This window comes from Mycobacterium sp. WUMAC-067 (assembly GCF_020217485.1).
GTDB lineage: Bacteria > Actinomycetota > Actinomycetes > Mycobacteriales > Mycobacteriaceae > Mycobacterium.
Window position 1 is genome coordinate 1 of the sequence record NZ_JAEKMI010000157.1, and the last position, 907, is coordinate 907.

Genomic DNA, 907 nt, shown 5'->3' on the forward strand with positions numbered 1-907 from the left:
ATGGTTTATGACCGCTGACGCCCCTTATGGACACACCCGGCAGCTGCGTGCAGTTGGCCTCACTGGAGATAAAGATCGCGTGGAGGACGTGATCGCCTACGCATCGCCCTGACTGTGTGTAGGCGGCGAACGGTGCTGCGGCCCACCAACAGCCGGCCGCTCAGGTTAAGAAGACTTCAGAGTGGGCGGGCTGCAGGCGGTGGGTCCGGTCCAGGCGGTGTAAGGCCACAGCGGCGACGATTCCGACGAGAATCAGTCCTGCCCATGCCAGTTCGCCCAGGCCCATTTGTCGTGCGGATCCCATGACCGCGCCCGTGGCCAAATTCCCGACGAGGATTCCGGCCCCGATGATGGTGTTGTACAAGCCGTAATGGGTGGCGACCAGTCGGCCGCCCAGCGAGACCACAATGTCCATCTCGAACGGGAAGACTGCGGCCGAGCCGATGGCCAGCAGGCCCGCAGACATCAGAAGCGCCGCGATCGCCGGAAGAACGCCAAAGCGTTCGCGGTCTGGGACGACCATCAACGGCAGGAACGACGCTGCCATTATGGTCAGGCCAACAGCCAAACTGCGTCTGGTTCCCCACCTCTTGGCGAACCAGCGGGTGATGCGCAGTTGTCCACCGACCGCGGTGAGCCCTGAAACGGCGAAAAGCGCTGCGACTAGTAATGAATGAGATCCTGGCGCCAGCATCGACGCCTGCAACGGCAGTGCGAGATTGATCTGAAACGACAGCACGTAGGAACCGGTCATCGCCGCGGCGAACAACAGGAAAGAGCGATTAGCGACGACGACCCGCCAATCTTGCAATATCGAGGTCTTCTCCGGCACTGGGTCGGCGCGGCGGCGAGGCAACGCCAGTAGTTGCACGACTGTGAGCACGGCGAAGACGACCGCCGCGCCGGG

General features: G+C 62.8%; 1 protein-coding gene. It reads right to left on the bottom strand.

The window, feature by feature from the left end:
- Nucleotides 1-160: 160 nt before the first annotated feature.
- Nucleotides 161-907 (bottom strand): MFS transporter (locus JF781_RS27980; protein ID WP_374109801.1); only part of this gene is annotated, 747 nt, incomplete at its 5' end.